The sequence below is a fragment of the Candidatus Sordicultor fermentans genome (assembly GCF_012728195.1).
Lineage (GTDB): Bacteria > Atribacterota > Atribacteria > Atribacterales > Caldatribacteriaceae > Sordicultor > Sordicultor fermentans.
The window spans coordinates 19407-39830 of the sequence record NZ_JAAYFP010000107.1 but is presented as its reverse complement, the minus strand read 5'-3'; the positions used below and the strand labels follow the sequence as shown (position 1 = coordinate 39830).

The following is a 20424-nucleotide window of genomic DNA, read 5'->3' as shown; positions in this document are numbered from 1 at the left end:
ATATATGAAAGTGATACTTTTGCAGGAAGTGGAAAATTTAGGAAAAGAAGGAGACATGGTAGAAGTAAAGAACGGTTATGCTCGTAATTATCTTTTGCCTCGAAAATTAGCTATAGAGGCTAGCAAGGGTAATATTACCCAGATAGAAGCACTGAAAAAGAAAAGAGCTATTCGAGAGGCTAAGGAGTTAGAAGAGGCTAAAATACTACAGGAAAGAATAGATGGTTTGGTTCTTGAGTTCGAAAAGAAAGCAGGGAAAACGGGAAAACTCTACGGATCGGTTACCTCCCGGGAAATAGCGGAGAAGATTTCTCAGGTTGTGGGCATAAATTTAGATCGAAAATATCTGGAACTGGGAGAAGCTCTCAAAGAAATAGGTGAGTATCCGGTGAAAGTTAACCTGGGTAAAGGCATTTACGCTACAGTTCAAGTAAAAGTTCAGGGAGAAGAAGTGGAGGAGGAGGAGGCGGAAGAGTCCTGAGTATCGAGAGGGTTCCGCCCCATGACCTCGAGGCAGAACAAGCTACTCTGGGGTCGATGCTTCTTGATAAAGAAGCTCTTCTACGGGTGTTAGATATTTTGCAACCGGAAGACTTTTACAGGGATAATCATCGCATTATTTTTGAAAGCATTGCGGAGCTTTTTGAAGAAGACCAGGCCTGTGACATTGTAACTCTGGTTGCCAAATTAAGGCAAAAGAATCAGCTGGAGGCTGTAGGGGGCATAGATTATTTAACTCAACTGGTAAACATTGTGCCTACAGCTGCTAACGCTGAGTATTATGCTCATATTGTAGAAGAGAAATCCATATTTCGCTCAGTAATTAACCTTTGTACCAGAATCATCCGGGAAAGCTATGATGCAGACCTGGATGCTAAAGAACTTTTAGACCGAGCCCAGAACTGGATTTTACAACTTTCTCAAAAGAAGATTCGCTATGATTTTGTGCCTCTCAAGGTCATAATTAACGAGGCTTTTGATCGAATTGAGGAGTTGTATCATCGAGATGAGCACGTTACTGGAGTTCCTTCTGGTTTTGTAGATTTAGACTTGATTACTGCTGGTTTTCAGCCTTCTGATTTTGTAGTAGTAGCAGCCCGTCCTGGTATGGGTAAAACCAGTTTATGCTTGAATATTGCTCAATATGTAGGGACCAAAAAAGACATCTCTGTGGCTATTTTTAGTCTGGAGATGTCCAAGGATCAAGTTGCTCAGAGAATGCTCTGTAGCGAAGCTCGAATTGACGCGGCAAAAGTGAGAAAGGGATTTATAGCGGAGAGGGAATGGCCGGAATTGGCCCGAGCGGCAGGGAGATTAGCTGAAGCAAATATTTTTGTTGATGACACTCCCAGTATTTCCGTTCTGGAGTTGAGAGCTAAAGCTCGACGTCTTAAAGCAGAGAAAGGTTTAGGTTTAGTTATAGTTGATTATCTCCAGCTTATGAGAGGATACGGTCGCCCGGAGAATCGGCAGCAGGAAATTTCGGAAATTTCCCGTTCCTTGAAAGCCATGGCGAGGGAATTAAATGTGCCTGTCATAGCAGTTTCTCAGCTTAGTAGAGCAGTGGAACAGAGAACTCCTAAGAGGCCTCAGCTTTCTGATTTACGGGAAAGCGGGGCTATAGAGCAGGATGCTGATTTAGTTCTTTTTATTTACCGGGAAGATTATTATAATCCTAACACCCCTAAAAAGGGAATTGCTGAAGTTATTGTAGCTAAACAGCGCAATGGCCCCATAGGAACGGTAGAGCTGATGTTTCAGAAAGACTATGCTCGCTTTGAAAATCTGGCCCGATAATTTTCAAAAAATAGGGTAAAAAAGGAACTATTTATTAAACTCTGGATATAAAAAGGTTGAACCTCGGAGTGTTTCCCTCTTTAAACCCCCTCCTTAGTTAAAGAACGCTCCGGGGTTCAACAGAATATTAAGATTGGGAGGGTGGGAAATGGACAAGCTCACTATATATCAAAGACCTTTATTATCAAATCCTTCTCTTTTAGTAGGGTTTACTGGTTGGATGGATGGAGGAGATGTTTCCAGCGGTTCGGTGGCCTATCTCCAAAAAAAATTTGCAGCAGAAATGATAGCAGAAATTGACCCCCAGGAGTTTTATCTGTTTAATTTTCCTGGAAGCATGGAAGAGGTAGCCCAGTTTCGCCCTTACACTTTGATTAAAGAGGGAATAATAACCGAATTTCACTATCCCCAGAACCAATTTTTCTGTGCTTCAAAGGAAAACCTTCTTCTCTTTCTGGGTAAAGAACCTAACATGAAGTGGAATGAGTATGTAGAGAATATCTTTTTTTTGGGAAAAGAATTTGGAGTGAAGAGAATTTATTTCATAGGTAGTGTTAGTGGGTTGATTCCCCATACTCGAGAACCGCGGGTAACTTGTTCCGTTTCTGATGAAAGATTAAAAAAAGAACTGGAAGGCTATAACCTTTATTTCAATGATTACGAAGGTCCAGCCAGTATTACCACCCTTCTCACTCTTATGGCTCCTCAAAAAGGAGTAGAGATGATTAACTTGGTGGTGGAAATACCTATGTATATCCAGGCTACTAATCCCAAAGGTATTTCTTCTGCTTTAGGAATTCTTTCTTCTCTTCTTAACTTGCCTTTAGTAGGAGAAGACCTGGTAAACATGAGTGAAGAATTTGATAGAAACGTAGAACAGTTAGTAAAGAAGTATCCTGACTTAGTAGAGCGAATCAAAAAATTAGAGGAGAATTACGATCGAGAAATTTTAGAAGACGACCAGAATTTTCGAGAATGGCTCAGAAGGCACGGTATTGATAAAATTTGAGAAAGATAAAGCTGAAAAAAAGGTAGTACATCTCATCACAGCATCCCGCAAAACGCAAAATCTGTTATGACTTATGGTTATAAGGGGGCTTTGTCCCCTATAACCCTCTTTCTCATCCGTTGTCCCCGAGAGGCTCTATCAGGAATCCAGAATTATAGAGAAAAAACTCCCCTTTGTTATTTTCCAAATACACAAAAAAGGCAAAATATAAAAAGCTATTGAGGAAAGAAAAACAATTTCCTCAGTGCTCCGGTGTAAACATAAAACAAAGAGACAAAAAGATAAAGAACTATTCCTGGAAAACACGTCCCGGCGTGCATGGCGATAATTGCTTTCCAGTACAATTTGATTTATTTCCCTCCCTCCCTCGGGGGTTGGTTTTTGGCCAAATAACCTTTTTCAACTGATTTCTGTAAAATGTATTCTACAAAGCTCCATATTTCCTCTGAGCCCTCTTTGATACATTTATTTTCTTCTACAACTTGTTCATAAGTAACATTATGCTTTTTCCAGGTGATACCTTTACATACGTAATTCTGGGTAATGGGCTGTAATCTATCGAATACCAGAGCAAATTTAGCTTCGTTTGTTTTCCCTTCTTCATATTCTTTCCAGGTATCAATGAACATCTTTTTCTGGTCAGGCTCCAGTATCCCGAATATTCTTTCTGCGGCTCTCTGTTCATTGAAATGAGCGTTTTTTCTCTCGTCAGAATATAAAAATGTGTCACCAGCATCAACTTCCACGATATCGTGAATTAGCAGCATAAATAGCACTTTTTCTATATCTACTTTAAAGTTGGCGTATTCTTTCAATAAAATTGCCATTATAGATACGGTCCAGGAATGTTCTGCCACATTTTCAAACCGACTACCATCGAATAATAACGATTTTCGGATGACATTTTTAACTTTATCTATTTCGATTATAAAGTTAATCTGTTTTTCTAATCTTTTGTTTTGCTCAAAAGCAATTAAACTCATTTCCAGCCTCAAACTCCTCAGTTTTTATTTATACAAGCAATTGTCTAACGCGCTCATTCACCAGAGAAACCTGAATTTCTAACTCCGGCTTGAAAAACCGCTAAATACGTTTTTTAATGAATTTTGCGCTGTGTCCTCTCGTATTTTCAAACTGTAATGATTCGAGTATCTATTATATGACAAGTCTTATCATTTTCCCATAATCGGTTATCTTTTCTCCCTTTAAAGAGTATAATTATCTGGAGCTAAAATTGAGACGGGGGAAAAGATGATGCAAATTTGTTATCAACCAATTGGAATTATTCACTCTCCTTATCTAAAACCGGAGGGAACTCCTATTCAGCCCCGAACTGCTGGTGGGGTATCAGGGACAGTGGAAATATTCGACCAATATGTGGAAGGATTACAAGACCTGGAGGGGTTTTCTCACATCATCCTTATTTATCATTTTCATCTGGCCAGGCCTGGTAGCCTTAAAGTTAAGCCCTTTTTAGACCAGAAGCTGAGAGGAGTGTTCGCCACCAGGGCTCCTTCCCGACCCAATCCTATTGGTCTTTCGGTGGTAAAACTACTGAAAGTAGAGAACAATCTCCTTTCTATCCAGGAATTAGATATTCTGGATGGAACTCCTCTTTTAGATATTAAGCCCTATTTACCTGATTTTGATTCTCCACCAGTGGAAAAACGAGGATGGCTGGAAGAGAAGCTTTCCAATCTACCTTATGCTCGTGACGATGGTCGTTTTGCCGAGAGCTGAATATTACTCTCCCGCCAGAGGTTTTTTAGCGAATATAGCTAAAGAGAATTATAATACTCAGATATTTCGAACCTTAGACCTGACTCCTTTAGAAAAATAAAAAAATACACATTGCTCCAGATTCCTGTGTAGTGTAGGCCTCCGATTTATCTTTTTAGCCCGGCTTTTTTACTCTTCCCTACTGGTCATAATCCAGTAAAGAAATCCTACTAACAGGCTTCCTCCTATGATGTTTCCCATGGTAACAGGAATTAGATTTTTTATAAATATCGCTCCCCAGCTTATATTTTTTGCTCCTTCTATGAAATTCTGGGCTATCATTCCTGCCGGTAGAAAATACATATTAGCGATACTGTGTTCATACCCTAAAGCCACAAAAGTAGTGATAGGAATGGGTATTACCAAAAGTCTGGTAAGGTTATTTTCTGAAAATAAGGAAAGTAAAACCGCAAGACACACTAACCAGTTGCAGAGAATACCCCGGAAAAAAGCCTGGGAAAAGGTCAGACTTACTTTGGCTTCTAGTATGGCATAGGCTCTTTCTGCTATGAGAAAGTTACCCATGGAGAATAGCCCTGATAGGTAGTAGAGAAGAAGTAATAATAGTGCTCCTGAAAAGTTTCCAGCGTAGACCACCAGCCAGTTAATTAAAGTTTCCCGCCACCGATGGGGAGAGTCGAAACATCGGTAGGCTAAAAGGCAATTGCCGGTAAAGAGTTCTGTTTTCCCCAGAATTACCATAATCAATCCCACCGAAAAAGCTAACCCTCCTAAAAGCTGGTTAAGCCCTAATGGTAGAGAGGAAGTGGTAACCAGGGTGAAGAGTTGAGCAGCAAACCCGATATATGCTCCAGCCAATATAGCTGCGATAAAGATAATTATTCCTCTTCTTTTTTCAGTTTTTTCTTCACACCATCTCTGGATGATCGTTCTTTCCTGATTCATTTTTAACCCTCCTTATAAATTAAATAAAAGCTAAAATTAATTTTATGGAAAAATTATATAGCATAGTTATAGATTTTTCTATTATCTTATGCTAATATAGCAAAAAATTAAGAGAGGGAGGGTCTAAAATGGCGGAAATTTTAGATCAAATAGCAAAAGAGCTTTTTGCCGGTAATGCTAAAGCTGTAGCAGAGCTTACTCAAAAAGCTCTCAGTGAGGGGTTTTCTCCTCAAGAGATTTTAAATGAAGGTATGATAAAAGGCATGAACGAAGTGGGGGTAAAGTTTAAAGCCAATGAGATTTATGTTCCAGAGGTTTTGATTGCTGCTCGGGCCATGAAAGCAGGGATGGAAATTCTCAAACCCAAACTGGCAGAAACTGGAGTAGAACCGGTGGGCAAGATGATCATTGGGACGGTAAAAGGAGACCTTCACGATATTGGTAAGAATTTAGTGGCCATGATGATGGAGGGAGCCGGTTTTGAGGTAATTGATTTAGGTATAGATGTGCCGGCGGAGAAGTTTATTCAAGCCATAGAAGAATATCAGCCCCAGCTGGTAGGAATGTCTGCTCTTTTGACTACTACTATGATACAAATTCGAGAGAACATTAAAGCTTTTCAGGAAGCAAGCATCAGAGACCAGGTAAAAGTTATGATTGGAGGAGCTCCGGTAACTCAAAAATTTGCTGATGAAGTGGGAGCAGATGGTTATGCTCCTGATGCTGCCTCAGCTGTGGATAAAGCTAAAGAATTACTGGGTATTAGCTGAGCTGTATAGCTTTCTATTCTAACGACCAAGAGAAAATACTTTTCTTCTCTTGGTCGTTATCAACTTAATTAATTATTTTAATTAATAAATAATTTAACTTTTAAATTTAGGAGGGTAGAAATGTTAAGTGATTTAGAAATTGCTCAAAAAGCACAAATGAAGCCTATTACTGAAATAGCACAAAGTCTGGGATTATCTTCTGATGATATCGATCTCTATGGTAAATATAAAGCAAAAGTTTCTTTAGAAGTGTTAGAAAATTTTTCTGAAAAACCCCAGAGTAAATACATTGACGTCACCGCTATTACTCCCACGCCTCTGGGGGAAGGTAAAACAGTAACCACTATTGGCCTTTCCCAGGCTCTTAATAAAATCGGTAAAAAAAGTATAGTTTGTATTCGTCAGCCATCATTAGGTCCGGTTTTTGGGATTAAAGGAGGAGCAGCAGGAGGTGGGTACTCGCAGGTAGTCCCTATGGAGGATTTTAATCTTCATCTCACCGGCGATACGCATGCTGTGGCTGCTGCTAATAACTTATTGGCTGCTTTCATCGATAATCATCTTCATCATGGCAACAAATTGAATATCGATCCTTTTACTATCAGCTGGCCTCGAGTAGTAGATATCAGTGATCGGGCATTGCGAAAAATAGTCATCGGTTTGGGAGGAAAAACTAATGGAGTTCCTCGAGAAAGTAGCTTTGATATTGCCGTAGCTTCTGAGGTAATGGCTATTTTAGCTCTGACTACTGATATTTTTGACCTGCGAGCGCGACTGGGACGAATAGTTATCGGTTATAATAAGGACAAAAAACCAGTTACTGCTGAAGATTTACAGTGTGCTGGAGCGATGACTGTTCTTATGAAAGAAGCTATTAAACCTAATCTTTTGCAAACTCTGGAGAATACTCCTTGCTTTGTTCATGCTGGTCCTTTTGCTAACATTGCCCATGGAAATAGCTCTATTATTGCTGACCAGATTGCTCTCCGTTTGAGTGATTACGTGGTTACAGAGAGCGGTTTTGGTGCAGATTGTGGGATGGAAAAATTTATGGATATCAAATGTCGCTACAGTGGCTTAATTCCCAGTTGTGTGGTAATGGTTACCTCTATCCGGGCCTTGAAAATGCACAGCGGAAAGTATAAAGTAGTTGCTGGTAGGCCTCTGGACCCGGGGCTTACTTCTGAAGACGTAGAAGCGGTAGAAAAAGGTTCGGAGAATATGATAAAGCAGATTGAAAATGCTCGTCTTTTTGGAGTACCGGTAGTGGTGACTATCAATCTTTTTGCTTCTGATACCGATAGAGAAGTGGAAACAGTAAGGAGAATTGCTCTAGAAAATGGAGCTTTTGCTGCAGAAGTATCTGAGGTATGGGAAAAAGGAGGAGAAGGAGGAAGAAACCTGGCAGAAGCAGTAGTAAGAGCCTGTGATGAGCCTCAAGATTTTCGCTTTCTTTACCCTTTAGATATTCCTATTAAAGAAAAAATTGAAATCATAGCTACCAAAATTTATGGTGCTGATGGAGTAATCTATGAACCAAAAGCAGAAGAAGGGATTAAAAGATTTACCGATCTGGGCTGGGATAAACTTCCCATCTGTATGGCTAAGACTCATCTTTCTCTCTCTCATGACCCTAAGTTAAAGGGTAGACCCCGAGGATTTAAGCTTCCCATCCGGGATATTCGCCCCTCTATTGGTGCTGGATTTCTCTATCCTCTTTGTGGAGAAATGAGCACTATGCCTGGCCTGCCGTCAGAACCGGCAGGAAATAAAGTGGATATTGACCATCAGGGGAGAGTAGTAGGTCTTTTTTAAGGGAGGAAAAATGACTTACGATTTAGTAATAATTGGGGGAGGAGTGGCGGGATTAACTCTTGCTCAAACTTTGCAGGATAGGTTGAAAGTTTTAGTGATAGAAGAATCATCTCTGGGAGGGCTATCAACTGATTTAGGTTGTAAGGCTACTGATGAGTGCCTTTATTGCGGAGTTTGCCAGTTTATTAATCTACAAAAGGAGCTTTTCTTTAAAAAATTTGATGTTTTAGAAGGCAGAAAAATAACTTTTCTGGATAAATCCGGTAGGGAGTTTCAAATCAAGACCGAAAAAGGAGAAAGAATTACCAGTCAATTGCTCGTAGTAGCAACTGGTGCTTCTCCTCTGGAGATTGAAAGTCTCCCTCTTTTAGGGGGAGGGAAATTTCCCCGGGTTTATAGTGGCTGGGATATAGAAAGAGGCTTAAACGAAGGTATTATTTCCTCTTTTCGAGATTTCTCGTCTTTAGCTTTTATCCAGTGTGCTGGATCTCGAAATTTCAAAGAGAAACGGGGTTATTGTTCTCAAGTTTGCTGTCGTTATGCTTTGCGTATAGCGGAAAATCTGAAATTTTCCTATCCTCAAATTAACATCGATTTTTATTATATGGATTTACAAATTTTGGGAAAGAAAAAGGGAAAATTATGGGAAATAGCCGATAAAGTTAATTTAATTCGTCATCTACCTTATGAGGTAAAAGAGAGGGAGGGAAAATTGTCTTTAGTTTTTGAAGAACAGGGAGTGGAAAGAAAAGATTACGATGCTGTGATTCTTTCAGTGGGAATGATTCCTTCCTCTGGCACTAAAGAAATAGGAAGGTGGTTAGGGCTCAACTTTGATTCTACTGGTTTTATAAAATCTTACGGTGAGGGACACACCTCTTGCAAGGGAGTTTTTGTATGCGGTACAGCTTGTGGTCCTAAAGACATTGAAACCACCCGGGAAGAAGCACAAATGGTAGCAGAAGAAATCTGGCGGGTGTGGAGAGGATAACTTTGAGTAAACTTCTCTGGTTAATAGATGATGCTCTCCCTTTTCCTGATTTTCTAATAGAGGAAATGGAGAGAAATAATGGTTGGAAGATAGAGGTAAGATATTGGGAAAACAAACCCGATAGTTTTATCGACTACGATAGGATCTTCATCCTGGGGAACAGTCTTTCCTTTCCTCAAGAAAGGTTATCTTTGCTTTCCTGGGAGTGGGGAGTTAATCCTTCCAGAATTCAAGTTTTCCCCGGAGAAGAAGTTAGAATTATTTTCCCGGAGTCTTTTCTCTCTATCCTCGAAAAATTTATCGTTCGGTCTCTGTCGCAACCCCTTTTTCCTCTTGAAGCACGGATGGTAGTACCAGAAAATAGAGTTTTAGTTTTGCCTCAAGCATCTCCAGCACTGGAAAAATCTTTAAAAGAGAGAGGTATAGATACAATAATTCCTCCTCCTTCTTTTTCTCTCCGGCGAGAGGGAGTAAATTTTTATCTTTCTCCCTCCGGGGAAAGTGTCGGGGCAGTGATAGTGTTGCCTTCTGAAGAAAAAAAACCTCCAGTTTCTTTTTCTTCGCAAATTCAGGATACTCGGCGATTGGTGAACCTGGAGTTTATGAAAAAGCAAGTAGAAGAAAATAGATTTACAGGAGAGACCATCATTTTCATTCTCCCCAAAAAGGGCGTAAGTGAGGAAGAATGGTCTCAGGTATTCCATCTCTCCTGGCTTTTAGCGCAAAGAGACAGAGCGGAGGTTTTAGTTTTAGTAGAAGAAGTTTTAGTAGCCGGAGAAGGCTTAGAAAAAGAATACCGAATAGCGCGCTCTTCCGGGGTTATTTTTGAAAAAGTAGATTTTTCAAATCTCCTTACCCAACCTACTTTAGACATGCGAGGGATAGAAGTAGAGCTCACTACTGAGCGAGATAAACTGAGGCAAAGAATAACGGCTAATTGGCTGGTTTTCCTGCCTGAGAGGAATATTCTTCCTTTTGATCTGGCTCCTTTCTTTCGGGGAGATAAAATAGAAGGAGAAATCTTGCCCCTTGAAAACCCCAATATTTCTCCTTTTTCTTCGGGAATAGAAGGGATTTTTATTTCTCTTCCCGGAGAAGAGGAGAAGTTTTCTCAAGTAGTAGAACAATACTTGAGAAAGGGAATGGTAAGAGAGATAGGTAGAATAGAGGTAGATGAGGAAAAGTGTGTTCTGTGTCTTACTTGTTTGCGCACTTGCCCCTGGGGGGCTATAGAAATAGAAGAACAAAAAAAGAAAACCAGGATAAACTGGGAACTCTGCCACCTCTGTGGACTCTGTACCTCTTTCTGCCCCGCTCATGCCATCGAAGCAAAGGGTTTATCTCTTGAGGACTGGATATCTGTGATCTCTTTAGGAGGAAAAAGATGAAAGTAGTAGCTTTGGGTTGCGATAAAAGTGGATACCCTGCTCTTCTTCGATGGGGAGAAAAAGAGTTGCTACCTTTTGAGGAGGTAGAGGTCTTTTCTATCCCCTGTCTGGGTTTGGTAACTGAGGAAATGATTTTTCAAATTCTGGAAAATAGTGATGCCCTGCTTTTAGCTGGTTGCCCCTTAGATAGTTGTCACAATCAAAAAGGAAGCCGAGGAGCTTATCTCAAAACAAAAAGAGTAAATTCTCTTTTACAGGAAGCTGATATTTCCAAAAAAGTGGCCATAGCCTTTGTCACTTCCGGTAAAGTTGGAGAAATAGAAAAAGTAAGTGAGGAGTTTATCTGGAGGGAAAAATGATCATAGCTGAACGAAAGCCGATAAAAGAAATTTTTTCATTTTTAGTGCCAGGAGAGAAAGTATTAGTTCTGGGTTGCGGGACTTGCGTTACAGTCTGCATGTCGGGAGGAGAAAAAGAAGCTCGGGAGCTTTCTTCTCTTTTGCATCTCAAGGGATGGGAAGCAGAAGATTCCACTATAGAGAGACAATGTGAGCCGGAGTTTAATCTGAAAGCCAAAGAAGAAATAACACACGCGGATACGATAATTTCTCTGGCCTGTGGAGTGGGGGTACAGACTTTAGCTGAGTACTTTCCGGAGAAAAAGATTTTTCCGGGCCTCAATACTACCTTTATGGGTATGCCCAAAGAACAGGGTCTGTGGGAAGAGCGATGCTGGGGTTGTGGGAATTGTACCGTACATCTTTTCGGCTATATCTGCCCGGTTACTCGTTGTGCTAAAAGTCTTTTGAATGGACCCTGTGGAGGCTCGAAAAGTGGCAAATGTGAAATAAAACCTGATAGAGATTGTGCCTGGCAGCTTATCTACGATCGGCTGAAGAAAGAAAATAAACTGGAAGTCCTCTATGCCATTCAGCCTCCTCGGGATTGGTCTACTTCTCACTACGGAGGACAGAGAAAGATGATACGAGAGGATGTCCGGTTATGAGCGCTTTGCAAGAAATCCTTCGTCGGGGAGAATTTGCTGTTACGGCGGAAGTTGGGCCTCCCAAAGGGGTAAATCGAGAGGTAATAGAGAAAAAATGTGATGGGCTCCGTGGTTTTGTGGATGCGGTGAATATCACCGATAACCAGACTGCCATTGTTCGTCTCTCCAGTTTTGCCAGTTGTCTGATAGCTAAAGATAAGGGGATAGAGCCTGTGATGCAAATGGTCTGCAGAGATAGAAATCGCATTGCTCTACAAAGTGATTTTTTGGGTGCTTGTGCCTGGGGAGTGGAGAATTTTCTCTGCCTCAGCGGAGACCACCAGAGTATGGGAAATCACCCTCAGTCCAAAAATGTCTTTGATGTGGATTCTATACAGCTTCTCCAGATTTTAAAAAATATGAGAGACGAAAAAGTTTTCCAGAATGGGGAACCCCTAAAAGGGGAAATAAAGGCTTTTTTAGGAGCAGGAGCCAACCCTTTTGCTGACCCTCTGGAATTCCGGGTGATTCGCTTAGCTAAAAAAATCTCCGCCGGGGCACAATTTATTCAAACTCAGGCAGTTTTTGACCTGGAAATTTTCTCCCGGTTTATGGAAGAGGTAAGAAAAGCGGGCCTGGATAAAAAAGCTGCTATTTTAGCGGGGGTGATTCCGGTTAAATCTCTTTCTGCTCTGCGTTACATGCAAAATGAAGTTCCGGGAGTGGTGGTTCCCGATTCTTTAGTAGAGAGAATGAAAAAAGCTAAAGACCCCAAGGAGGAAGGAGTAAGAATTTGCGCGGAAACCATTGAACAGCTGAAAAAGATAGAGGGAGTGAGGGGAGTGCATATTATGGCTATATCCTGGGAAAGCATAGTTCCAGAAATAGTAAAAGAGGCCAATCTGTATCCTCGCCCGGAGAGGAGCTGAGATAATGGTCGTAGATTATCAATTTAAATACCAGGTAGCAAATCGCCCGGGAGGGGAAGGATTATTAGTTTGCTTTTCCTGCGGTATCTGCACTGCCGGGTGTCCGGTAGCAGAGGTAGAAGAAGGTTTTAATCCCCGGCGTATAATTCACCAGGTGCTTTTAGGAGAGAGAGAAGGTGTTTTGCGGTCCAAATTTATCTGGATGTGCGTGGGATGCTATCGCTGCACTGCCCATTGCCCTCAAGATGTAGAGTTCACGAATATTTTGAAAGTTTTACGAGAAATGGCCGCCGAAGAAGGTTATGTAGATACCCACTGGATAAAAATGGTAGAGGATATAGACCGAAAGACCCAGAAACTACGCCGAGATTTGATTGATTACCTGTGGGAAGAGAAAATTCCCTCCTTTCAAGAATATGTAGATTTGTACCAGGAGGAAGTCCGGAAGCTCTCCTGGGTGAGAGAACAAGGAGAAAAAGAGAATGACCGAAAATAAAGTGGGTAAAGTATTGGTGGTGGGAGGAGGAATAGCGGGTATCCAGTCCGCTCTCGATTTAGCTAATTCTGGTTTCAAAGTGTATATTGTGGAGTCTTCTCCTTCCATTGGAGGGCTAATGGCCCGCCTGGATAAAACTTTCCCCACTAATGATTGTGCTATGTGTATTCTCTCTCCTAAGTTGGTAGAATGTGGAAGGCACTTCAATATTGAAGTTCTCTCTTATTCGGAAGTAGAGTCCATTGAGGGAGAAGCGGGAAATTTCACTGTAAAAGTGAGAAGAAAGACTCGATTTGTAGAAGAAGATAAATGTACCGGTTGCGGCGATTGCGAGGAAGTTTGTCCCATAGATTTACCCAACGAGTTTGAAGGAGAGCTGAGTAACAGAAAAGCCATATTTCGTTATTTTCCCCAGGCTTTCCCTGGTGCTTTCACCATTGAAAAAAAAGGAGTCCCCAACTGTCAGGCAAATTGTCCCTTAGAACAAAAGGCAGAAGGATACATCGCTCTTCTACGAAAAGGACAATTAGAGGAAGCTCTACGAGCTATCTATCTGGATAATCCTTTTCCCGGTATCTGTGGAAGAGTCTGCCATCACCCCTGTATGGAGCACTGCCAGCGAGGTATCCTGGATGAACCCTTAGGGATACCTTACCTTAAGCGATTTTTAGCTGATTATGGAAGAGAAAAAGGTATCTGTCCACTTCCCGAGCCAGAAGAGAAAAAAGATAAAAAAGTGGCCATAATTGGAGCAGGACCCAGCGGTTTGAGCTGCGCCTATTTTTTGAGCTGGAAAGGTTACGAGGTAACAGTGCTGGAAAAGCGAAAAAAAGCTGGAGGAATGATGACCTTTGGCATTCCTCCCTATCGCCTGCCTCGAGAGGTGGTAGGAGAAGAGATAAAAGTTATCGAAAATTTGGGAGTGAAAATAATCTATGGTCAGGAGTGGGGCAGGGATTTCTCTCTTTCTACTCTATTTGAGGAGGGCTTCTCTGCTATATACATAGCCACAGGAGCCTGGAAAGGGATGAAATTAGGGATAGAAGGAGAGGATCACCCTCGAGTATGGGATGGTCTTCGGTATCTCGTTTCTCTCAACCAGGGAGATGATGTTCCTGAAGCTGAAAATGTGGTGGTAATTGGAGGAGGCAACGTGGCCATAGATTGTGCTCGCAGCGCTCTTCGCCAGGGGGCAAAAAGTGTCTCTGTGTATTATCGCCGCTCTCGGGAAGAAATGCCCGCCCGAGCTGAGGAAATTGAAGAAGCACAAGAAGAAGGGGTAGAGTTTTACTTTTGTGCCAGTCCCCGCCGATTCGAAGAAAGAGACGGACATCTTTTTATGGAGACTTATGTTATGAGGTTATGTGCTCCTGATGAGTCGGGAAGAAGAAGACCGGAAATTATTCCCGGGGCTGGTTTTGAAGTGGAGGGAGACCTTTTCCTGGTAGCTACAGGGCAAAGAGTAGATATACCAGAAGGAGAAGTAGAGCTCACTTCCTATGGAACGATAATGGTCGATGATGCCCTACATACTTCTCGAGGGGGAGTTTTTGCCGGGGGAGATGTGGTTTTAGGCCCTGCTACTTTAGTGGAGGCCATTGCTCAGGGGAAAAGAGCCGCTCTTTCCATTTCCAGCTTTCTACAGGGTGAAAAGTTTTCAGAAGAAAAAAGACCTCCTGCACCTTTGAATATTCCCTGGAACAGGGAAAGAAAGCCGCAAGTAAAAGTGAAAAAGCTTCCTGCAGAAGAGAGGATTAGAAATTTCTCGGAAGTGAGCTTGGGCTACAGCACCGAAGAAGCGCAAAGTGAAGCAGAAAGGTGCCTTACCTGTGGAGGATGCGCAGAGTGTATGCAGTGTGTTTTAGCCTGTCAGAGAGGAGCTATAAACCATAAAGAGGAGGACAGGGAAGAAGAAATACAGGTAGGAGCAATAATTTACACTACCGGAGCCCATGCCTTTGACCCCTCTTCAGCTTACCGAGAGCTAAAATATAAAAAATATCCCAATGTGATCACCAGCCTCGATTTTGAGCGTATTCTCAATGCCTCTGGTCCTTTTAGAGGGAAAGTAATAAGACCGGGAGATGGAAAAGTTCCCCAAAAAGTGGCTTTCATCCAGTGTGTGGGTTCTCGAGACCCGGATAGAGGAAAACCTTACTGTTCCTCAGTTTGCTGTATGTATGCTATCAAAGAAGCTCTGGTAGCTAAAGAACATCTATTGCTGGAAGGAGAGAAAGATTTTCAGGTTACCATTTTCTATATCGACCTTCGCTCTTACGGAAAAGATTTTGAACGCTATTATGAACGGGCTAAAAAAGAGGGAATCCGTTTTGTCCAGAGCAAAGTAGATAAAGTTGAAGAGCTGGATAATGGGGACTTAGAACTTTATTATTCTAATCCCCAGGGAGGGGTAGAAAAAGAAGTTTTTGATTTGGTGGTGCTATCGGTGGGTTTAGAGATAGAGGAGAAACAAAAAGAAGAGTTAGAAAAATTAGGCTTTTCTTTAAGCCCGGAAGGATTTCCTTATACCGATTCTCTTTTCCCCATTCGCTCTTTAAAAGAAGGAATATGGGTAGCAGGGACATTAGGTGGACCAAAAGATATTCCTGATACAGTGATAGAGGCCAGTGCTGCTTCTTGTGAGGTAGCTTCTTTTCTCCACTCTTCTCGGTTCCAGGAGGTGAAGGAAAAAGAATATCCTCTGGAGAGAAATGTGGAGTCTGAACCATTACGTATTGGAGTATTCATCTGCCACTGTGGAATAAACATCGCTGGAGTGGTAAAGATAGAAGAAGTAGTGGAGAAAGCGAAAAAGCTTCCCGGGGTAGCTTATGTGGAAGCCAATCTTTATACCTGCTCTCAGGATACTCAGGAGAGAATAAAGGAAAAAATAGAGGAATACCATTTGAATAGAATAGTAGTAGCTTCTTGCTCCCCTCGGACTCATGAACCTCTCTTTCAAGAAACTCTCCGCGAAGCAGGACTGAATCCTCATCTTTTTGAGATGGCCAACATCCGGGACCAATGTTCTTGGGTACATCAGCTCCAGCCGGAGGAAGCCACAAAAAAAGCACAAGACTTAGTAGCTATGGCGGTAGCTAAAGCTTCCTTTTTAGAGCCGTTGCAGCCTGTTTCTTTGTCAGTAGATAAATCGGTTCTCATTGTGGGAGGGGGGATTGCCGGCTTAGTAGCGGCAAAAGAAGCCCAGAGGCAAGGCTTGCGGGTGTACCTTGTAGAGAAAGAGAAAGAGCTGGGAGGGCAGCTGCGGGGTTTTAATCACCGATTTACCTTAGAAGGTGAAGATTTAGTAGAATTTAAAAACAGTTTAGAGAGAGATATAAGTGAACACCTGGATATAGAGACCTTTCGGGAAGCAGAAGTGATAGAGGTTAATGGTTTTGTGGGCAATTTTGAAAGCAAATTACGAATAAAAGGGGAAGAAAAAGTTATCCGTCACGGAGGGGTAATTATCGCTACCGGTGCTACAGAACATCAGCCTCGAGAATTTCATTATGGGGAAGATGAGAGAATAATTACCCAGACTGAACTGGAAAAAATGCTAAACGAGGGGCTATCATCGTCTCCTCAACGAGTGGTTATGATTCAGTGTGTAGGTTCAAGAGATGAGGAGCATCCTTATTGCAGTAAGGTTTGTTGTTTTACGGCTTTGAAAAATGCCCTGACTCTTAAAAAACTCTCTCCTCAGACTGAGGTATACATTCTTTATCGGGATATGAGAAGTTATGGTCTCGCAGAAAGCTATTATCGAGAAGCTCGGGAGAAAGGAGTGGTTTTCATCCCCTTTCCCGATGACCTTCCTCCCTCTCTATCTCTGGGGGAAGATATTGCTCTGCACCTCAGGAGCTCCTTAGGAGAAGAAGTTATCCTGCATAGCGATTTAGTGGTTTTGAGCACCGGAATAGAACCACAGAGGAGTAACGAGAAAATAGCTCAGCTATTTAAAGTGCCTCTTAACCAGGATGGCTTCTTTTTAGAAGCTCATGTAAAGCTCCGCCCGGTAGACTTTGCCACCGATGGAGTTTATGTTTGTGGCCTGGCTCATAGCCCCAAACCAGCCCGAGAAAGTATTTTGCAAGCCAAAGCTTGTGTTTCCCGGCTTATGAATGTTTTAAGTAAAGACACCATTCAATCTGAAGCTCAAATTGCCCAGGTGATTAAGGAACGATGCACTGCCTGTGGTGATTGTGAAAAAGTCTGTCAGTATCAGGCAGTAAAAGTAGACCAGGAGCAAAGGATAGCCGAGGTTAACGCCGCTTTGTGCAAGGGGTGCGGCCTTTGCAGTGCTACCTGTAAAAGTGGAGCTATCCGGGTGCCGGGATTTGCTCCGGAAGAAATAGTCTCGGAGATGGAGTATATACTATGAAAAACAACTGGGAACCTAAAATTGTAGCTTTTCTGTGCCACTGGTGTAGTTATGCTGGTGCTGATTTAGCAGGAATAAGCAGAATTCAATATCCTCCCAACATCCGGGTGATTCGTGTTCCCTGTTCGGGAGCGGTTAATCCTCTTTATATTTTGAAAGCTCTTCGAGAAGGGGCAGATGGAGTTTTAGTTTCTGGTTGTCACCCTGGTGATTGCCATTACCTGAGTGGTAATTATTTTGCCCGGCGTAAATTTTTTATTCTCCATGAATTATTACAATGGGTAGGAATAGAAAAAGATCGAGTGCAGTTTTCCTGGGTTTCAGCTTCTGAAGGACAAAAGTTTTCTCAAGTGGTAGAAGAAACGGTAGAAAAAGTGAAAAAATTGGGTCCAGCTAAAAAGTTGGTGAAGGAGTTTACCTTCCATGTTTGAAAAAGAAATACGAAGAAAATCCGAAGAGCTTTTGGAAACAAAAACAGTAGATATGGTTATTGGCTATACCTCCGGGTCTTTACCTTTTCAGGCCAGACCAGTTTTGATTTCCTCTCCTGAAGATACAGAGCAACTGGTGTGGAATCACTTCTCGAGCCCCAATTTAGCTCGCTATCTTTTACCCTACCGGGATAGCTCTAAAAAGATTGCTCTTCTGGCCAAAGGGTGCGATGCTCGAGCAGTAATGGTTTTGATTCAGGAAAAACAATTCCCCCGGGAGAGAGTTCATATAATAGGATTACCGTGCCCGGGAATGATTAGCAAAACCAAGTTAGAAAAAGAGCTGGGAGAAATAAAAGAAGAAGATTTCTCCTTTGAGAAAGACACTTTTCTCTGGCAAGGTAAAAAATGGGAGATATTTCCTTTTTTAGAAGACACTTGCTCTCGCTGCCGATATCCTAATCCTCCCCTTTATGATGAGCTAATAGGGGAAAAAAGAGAGCCCTGGGGAAGTTCCAGCACCGATTACTTAGAAAAAATAAATGGCCAATCGGAGGAAGAGAGATGGCAATTTTGGGAAGAAGAGTTGAGTCGTTGTATACGCTGTTATGCCTGCCGCAATGCCTGTCCACTGTGCTACTGTAAGGAGTGCTTTGCAGAAAGTGATTTACCTCGCTGGGTGAGTGGAGTTCCCACTCTTTCTGATAATTTGTTTTTCCATTTAGGTAGAAGCATGCATCTGGCAGGAAGGTGCGTAGAGTGTGGAGCTTGTGAGCGGGCCTGTCCGGAGGAGATAAAAATCGGACTTTTACCTTTAAAAGTAGAAATGATAATAAAAAATAATTTCTCTTTTGAAGCCGGGCTGTCACTTGAAGAAGATGCCCCTCTTTTAACTTACAGAGAAACTGACCCCGGGGAGTTCATAAAATGAGGAAAGCGATGAATGAAGGATTAATAGCTAAGGAAAAATGGTGGGAGTGGGTGGAAGATAAAAAAGACAGAGTATTTTTAACCGAACGGGCTAAAAGCAGGTATGGAAAGTGGTTTCCCCGGGAAGTAAAAGTAGTTAAAAATGGAAAGGAAATCCTTCTCCCTCCCGGGGAGGAAGTTTACCGTTACTTCTGGACAGGGGAGAAGTGGAAAATAAAAGAAAGAGAGATTAGTGCCTCTCCGGCTTTCCTTTTTTCTCTTCCCTGCGAAGCTCGAGCGATTATTGAGGTTACTGATAAAATTTTTTTAAATAACCCGATAGATAAAAACTACTGGCTGAGGAGAAAATCGCTTTCTTTGGGAATTATGGCTTGTTTACAACCTGAGCCCACCTGTTTTTGTTCTTCAGTAGGAGGAGGCCCTTTCTGGAGAGATGAAGGAGCTTTATTTTTAGTTCCTCGGGAAGATGATATTTATATCCAGGGAGAAGGAGAACTTTTTTCCTTTAGTGAAGAGGTGGAAGAAAAAATAAAAGAGGAAATTCAGGCTCTTCAAAAAAAAGCCGAAAGTGTGCTTCCTTCTCTTCTTCCTTCTTATTTTCCTCAAGAACTCTACCGTTATTTTGAAGATGAAGAATGGAATGAGCTCAGCTGGCATTGTATAAACTGTGGTGCTTGCACATTTTTATGCCCTACCTGTTATTGCTTTGATTTAAACGTAGAAGGGAAACTAAAAGGGTTTCAGCTCCGCAGCTGGGATAGCTGTATGTTTCCCAAATTTACCCTTCACGCTTCTTTTCATAATCCCCGTCCTACGGGAAAAGAGCGAGTGAGGCAACGAGTGATGCACAAATTTTCCTATTTTCCAGAGCGAGAAGGAAATTTTGCCTGCGTAGGTTGTGGAGTGTGCGTAGAGAAGTGCCCGGTAAACTGGGACATTCGAGAGGCTATTGAGAGGATGGTGGAAAAAATTGACCGCTTCAGAACCTGAAATTAATAATCCTTATCTACCTCTTCTTTTACCTATAGCGGAAATTATCGAGGAAACCAGAGATATTAAGACTTTCCGCTTGCGAGGGAACTCAATCTTTTCCTATCTTCCCGGGCAATTTGCTGAAGTATTTGTTCCGGGGAGAGGAGAAGCCCCCTTTTCTATAACTTCTTCTCCTACCGATGGAGAAATTTTAGAATTCAGCATTAAAAGGATAGGAACGGTAACCACTGCTCTGCATCGGATGAACCAGGGAGAAGAGATAGGAGTGCGAGGTCCCTATGGAAATGGCTTCCCCATAGAGGAGCTAAAAAACCATAATCTTCTCTTTGTGGGAGGAGGGATCGGGCTGGCTCCTTTGCGTTCTCTCATTAACTACGTTCTTTCTCCTCAGCACCGGGGAGAGTTTGGAGAAATATTCATCCTTTACGGGGCAAGAAGTCCCGAAGATCTGGTCTTTAAGTGGGAGTTAGAAAAATGGGAGGAAAGAGAAGACCTCCATCTTCTCGTTACTGTAGACCGGGGAGATAGTTCCTGGAGGGGAAGAGTAGGGTTGGTTCCTCAAGTGCTAAAAGAGGAGGTAAAAATAAAGGCAGAGGAGTGGAAAAGTATAGTTTGTGGTCCACCGATTATGATAAAATTTACCATTAAGTCTCTTCTGGAGATGGGTTTTTCCCCTTCTCAGATAATCACTACCTTAGAGATGAAAATGAAGTGTGGTTTGGGGAAATGTGGCCGGTGCAATATCGGGCCTTTCTACGTTTGCCAGGAAGGACCGGTTTTTTCTTATGAAGTATTGCAGAATTTACCAGAAGAATACTGAA

20 protein-coding genes are annotated in these 20424 nt (G+C 42.1%); 17 read left to right on the top strand and 3 right to left on the bottom strand.

The window, feature by feature from the left end:
* Positions 1-4 precede the first annotated feature (4 nt).
* The 3 genes from rplI to GXZ17_RS05185 all read left to right on the top strand — a co-directional run bounded on the left by rplI (position 5) and on the right by GXZ17_RS05185 (position 2806).
* The gene (rplI, locus tag GXZ17_RS05195) at positions 5-481 is read left to right on the top strand and encodes a 50S ribosomal protein L9 (protein ID WP_409376224.1); all 477 of its coding nucleotides are present in this window, start codon (positions 5-7) and stop codon (positions 479-481) included.
* A complete protein-coding gene (gene dnaB / locus GXZ17_RS05190) occupies positions 478-1797 on the top strand; it encodes a replicative DNA helicase (protein WP_409376292.1) in 1320 nt (439 codons plus the stop codon). The genes rplI and dnaB overlap by 4 nt, the downstream gene beginning before the upstream one ends.
* A 148-nt stretch (positions 1798-1945) precedes the next feature.
* On the top strand, positions 1946-2806 hold the full coding sequence (locus tag GXZ17_RS05185) for a PAC2 family protein (protein WP_409376223.1): 861 nt from the start codon (positions 1946-1948) through the stop codon (positions 2804-2806).
* 215 nt (positions 2807-3021) lie between these two features.
* Here the strand turns inward: GXZ17_RS05185 and GXZ17_RS05180 are convergent, their stop codons facing one another.
* On the bottom strand, positions 3022-3150 hold the full coding sequence (locus GXZ17_RS05180) for a hypothetical protein (protein ID WP_409376222.1): 129 nt from the start codon (positions 3148-3150) through the stop codon (positions 3022-3024).
* A gap of 6 nt (positions 3151-3156) precedes the next feature.
* Complete coding sequence (locus tag GXZ17_RS05175) at positions 3157-3789, bottom strand: HD domain-containing protein (RefSeq protein WP_409376221.1); 633 nt, start codon at positions 3787-3789, stop codon at positions 3157-3159.
* 268 nt (positions 3790-4057) lie between these two features.
* Here GXZ17_RS05175 and tsaA point away from each other — a divergent pair, with 268 nt between their 5' ends.
* Positions 4058-4546, top strand: a complete 489-nt coding sequence (gene tsaA, locus GXZ17_RS05170; RefSeq protein WP_409376220.1) for a tRNA (N6-threonylcarbamoyladenosine(37)-N6)-methyltransferase TrmO — start codon at positions 4058-4060, stop codon at positions 4544-4546.
* 168 nt (positions 4547-4714) lie between these two features.
* On the opposite strand, the gene GXZ17_RS05165 is transcribed toward tsaA, so the two are convergent.
* Complete coding sequence (locus GXZ17_RS05165) at positions 4715-5491, bottom strand: formate/nitrite transporter family protein (protein ID WP_409376219.1); 777 nt, start codon at positions 5489-5491, stop codon at positions 4715-4717.
* A 128-nt stretch (positions 5492-5619) separates the two neighbouring features.
* On the opposite strand from GXZ17_RS05165, the gene GXZ17_RS05160 reads away from it, so the two are divergent.
* From GXZ17_RS05160 to GXZ17_RS05100, 13 genes are all read left to right on the top strand, one after another.
* Positions 5620-6261, top strand: coding sequence for a corrinoid protein (locus tag GXZ17_RS05160; RefSeq protein ID WP_409376218.1), 642 nt, complete (start codon positions 5620-5622; stop codon positions 6259-6261).
* Between the two features lie 120 nt (positions 6262-6381).
* Positions 6382-8076: a formate--tetrahydrofolate ligase gene (locus GXZ17_RS05155; RefSeq protein WP_409376217.1), complete on the top strand. Its 1695-nt coding sequence runs from the start codon at positions 6382-6384 to the stop codon at positions 8074-8076.
* Positions 8077-8086: 10 nt separating this feature from the next.
* A complete protein-coding gene (locus GXZ17_RS05150) occupies positions 8087-9067 on the top strand; it encodes an FAD-dependent oxidoreductase (protein WP_409376216.1) in 981 nt (326 codons plus the stop codon).
* A 2-nt stretch (positions 9068-9069) separates the two neighbouring features.
* Positions 9070-10455 carry an ATP-binding protein gene (locus tag GXZ17_RS05145; RefSeq protein ID WP_409376215.1) on the top strand — a complete coding sequence of 462 codons (1386 nt, stop codon included), beginning with the start codon at positions 9070-9072 and terminating at the stop codon, positions 10453-10455.
* Positions 10452-10814: a hydrogenase iron-sulfur subunit gene (locus tag GXZ17_RS05140; protein WP_409376214.1), complete on the top strand. Its 363-nt coding sequence runs from the start codon at positions 10452-10454 to the stop codon at positions 10812-10814. Before GXZ17_RS05145 ends, GXZ17_RS05140 begins: the two co-directional genes overlap by 4 nt.
* On the top strand, positions 10811-11461 hold the full coding sequence (locus GXZ17_RS05135) for a methylenetetrahydrofolate reductase C-terminal domain-containing protein (RefSeq protein WP_409376213.1): 651 nt from the start codon (positions 10811-10813) through the stop codon (positions 11459-11461). The genes GXZ17_RS05140 and GXZ17_RS05135 overlap by 4 nt, the downstream gene beginning before the upstream one ends.
* On the top strand, positions 11458-12369 hold the full coding sequence (locus GXZ17_RS05130; RefSeq protein WP_409376212.1) for a methylenetetrahydrofolate reductase: 912 nt from the start codon (positions 11458-11460) through the stop codon (positions 12367-12369). The genes GXZ17_RS05135 and GXZ17_RS05130 overlap by 4 nt, the downstream gene beginning before the upstream one ends.
* Positions 12370-12373: 4 nt before the next feature.
* On the top strand, positions 12374-12865 hold the full coding sequence (locus GXZ17_RS05125; protein ID WP_409376211.1) for a 4Fe-4S dicluster domain-containing protein: 492 nt from the start codon (positions 12374-12376) through the stop codon (positions 12863-12865).
* The gene (locus tag GXZ17_RS05120) at positions 12852-17249 is read left to right on the top strand and encodes an FAD-dependent oxidoreductase (RefSeq protein WP_409376210.1); all 4398 of its coding nucleotides are present in this window, start codon (positions 12852-12854) and stop codon (positions 17247-17249) included. The genes GXZ17_RS05125 and GXZ17_RS05120 overlap by 14 nt, the downstream gene beginning before the upstream one ends.
* A complete protein-coding gene (locus GXZ17_RS05115) occupies positions 17246-17680 on the top strand; it encodes a hydrogenase iron-sulfur subunit (RefSeq protein ID WP_409376209.1) in 435 nt (144 codons plus the stop codon). The genes GXZ17_RS05120 and GXZ17_RS05115 overlap by 4 nt, the downstream gene beginning before the upstream one ends.
* Positions 17673-18611: a 4Fe-4S ferredoxin gene (locus tag GXZ17_RS05110; protein ID WP_409376208.1), complete on the top strand. Its 939-nt coding sequence runs from the start codon at positions 17673-17675 to the stop codon at positions 18609-18611. Before GXZ17_RS05115 ends, GXZ17_RS05110 begins: the two co-directional genes overlap by 8 nt.
* The gene (locus GXZ17_RS05105; protein WP_409376207.1) at positions 18608-19600 is read left to right on the top strand and encodes a 4Fe-4S dicluster domain-containing protein; all 993 of its coding nucleotides are present in this window, start codon (positions 18608-18610) and stop codon (positions 19598-19600) included. The genes GXZ17_RS05110 and GXZ17_RS05105 overlap by 4 nt, the downstream gene beginning before the upstream one ends.
* A complete protein-coding gene (locus tag GXZ17_RS05100) occupies positions 19581-20423 on the top strand; it encodes an FAD/NAD(P)-binding protein (RefSeq protein ID WP_409376206.1) in 843 nt (280 codons plus the stop codon). The genes GXZ17_RS05105 and GXZ17_RS05100 overlap by 20 nt, the downstream gene beginning before the upstream one ends.
* Position 20424: the final 1 nt, after the last annotated feature.

What these genes read in the sequence shown, in the direction of transcription:
- GXZ17_RS05140 (WP_409376214.1), top strand. Translation starts at nt 10,452, where the DNA reads ATGAAAGTAGTAGCTTTGGGTTGCGATAAAAGTGGATACCCTGCTCTT.
- rplI (WP_409376224.1), top strand. Translation starts at nt 5, where the DNA reads ATGAAAGTGATACTTTTGCAGGAAGTGGAAAATTTAGGAAAAGAAGGA.
- GXZ17_RS05160 (WP_409376218.1), top strand. Translation starts at nt 5,620, where the DNA reads ATGGCGGAAATTTTAGATCAAATAGCAAAAGAGCTTTTTGCCGGTAAT.
- GXZ17_RS05175 (WP_409376221.1), bottom strand. Translation starts at nt 3,789, where the DNA reads ATGAGTTTAATTGCTTTTGAGCAAAACAAAAGATTAGAAAAACAGATT.
- GXZ17_RS05185 (WP_409376223.1), top strand. Translation starts at nt 1,946, where the DNA reads ATGGACAAGCTCACTATATATCAAAGACCTTTATTATCAAATCCTTCT.
- GXZ17_RS05165 (WP_409376219.1), bottom strand. Translation starts at nt 5,491, where the DNA reads ATGAATCAGGAAAGAACGATCATCCAGAGATGGTGTGAAGAAAAAACT.
- GXZ17_RS05130 (WP_409376212.1), top strand. Translation starts at nt 11,458, where the DNA reads ATGAGCGCTTTGCAAGAAATCCTTCGTCGGGGAGAATTTGCTGTTACG.
- GXZ17_RS05135 (WP_409376213.1), top strand. Translation starts at nt 10,811, where the DNA reads ATGATCATAGCTGAACGAAAGCCGATAAAAGAAATTTTTTCATTTTTA.
- GXZ17_RS05115 (WP_409376209.1), top strand. Translation starts at nt 17,246, where the DNA reads ATGAAAAACAACTGGGAACCTAAAATTGTAGCTTTTCTGTGCCACTGG.
- GXZ17_RS05150 (WP_409376216.1), top strand. Translation starts at nt 8,087, where the DNA reads ATGACTTACGATTTAGTAATAATTGGGGGAGGAGTGGCGGGATTAACT.
- GXZ17_RS05125 (WP_409376211.1), top strand. Translation starts at nt 12,374, where the DNA reads ATGGTCGTAGATTATCAATTTAAATACCAGGTAGCAAATCGCCCGGGA.
- tsaA (WP_409376220.1), top strand. Translation starts at nt 4,058, where the DNA reads ATGATGCAAATTTGTTATCAACCAATTGGAATTATTCACTCTCCTTAT.
- GXZ17_RS05110 (WP_409376208.1), top strand. Translation starts at nt 17,673, where the DNA reads ATGTTTGAAAAAGAAATACGAAGAAAATCCGAAGAGCTTTTGGAAACA.
- GXZ17_RS05105 (WP_409376207.1), top strand. Translation starts at nt 18,608, where the DNA reads ATGAGGAAAGCGATGAATGAAGGATTAATAGCTAAGGAAAAATGGTGG.
- GXZ17_RS05155 (WP_409376217.1), top strand. Translation starts at nt 6,382, where the DNA reads ATGTTAAGTGATTTAGAAATTGCTCAAAAAGCACAAATGAAGCCTATT.
- GXZ17_RS05120 (WP_409376210.1), top strand. Translation starts at nt 12,852, where the DNA reads ATGACCGAAAATAAAGTGGGTAAAGTATTGGTGGTGGGAGGAGGAATA.